This is a genomic window from Pseudomonas sp. JL2, from assembly GCF_031570495.1.
GTDB lineage: Bacteria > Pseudomonadota > Gammaproteobacteria > Pseudomonadales > Pseudomonadaceae > Aquipseudomonas > Aquipseudomonas rhizophila.
Genome location: NZ_JAKUDH010000073.1, coordinates 1 through 634, shown reverse-complemented (window position 1 = coordinate 634; position 634 = coordinate 1). Strand labels below are relative to the sequence as shown.

At 49.4% G+C, this 634-nt stretch carries 1 protein-coding gene; it reads right to left on the bottom strand.

The genetic code is table 11. The features are described from left to right. Positions 1 to 380 precede the first annotated feature (380 nt). Positions 381 to 634: hypothetical protein (locus MKS85_RS28800; RefSeq protein WP_310663256.1), on the bottom strand; the 254-nt coding region annotated here is incomplete at its 5' end.

The following is a 634-nucleotide window of genomic DNA, read 5'->3' as shown; positions in this document are numbered from 1 at the left end:
CTGGCGAACTGACCACAGCAACGTCATGTGCCTTTAACACACAGCCGATGGTGTTATTGTGACCCTGGATGGGCGGAGAAAGAGGAAACAAACCCTCACTTCATGAGTGGCTATTTCCTTCTTCCCCGGTCTCCATCCCACTGTGGACAGTCGCCCCGGTTGGACCAAGAAGGCGGAGGATCGACTGCATGAGGATGTAACTTCCAAAAAGAGGGTAAGAAAATAAAACGAGGACAAAAGGGCAATATAAGAATGGTTCAGAAGTGACATCCCAAAGTCCTTTTTATTGATTGGTCTTCATAACAGAATGGATGTCCCGACACCATGGGGTCTGCAGATATAATTCAGCCTTCCTCACCACTCTCACAACGGGCGGCCTCTTACACAGACATGATGTGCTTCACGAAAGCCTCATATGGGATACTGCCGTTCTCATCTTCCTGTCCCTGCATGAGAGACTCAATCTCAGTCTCGTTCATCTTCTCACCCAGTGTGGACAGTACAATGCGCAGCTCAGCGCCCATAACTTTGCCATTGCCCTCTTTGTCGAAGACGCGCAGACCCTCAACGTAGTCGTCGTATGTACCTTTCTGCATGGCGTCAACGGTTTTCAACATTGGCAGGAAAGCATCAA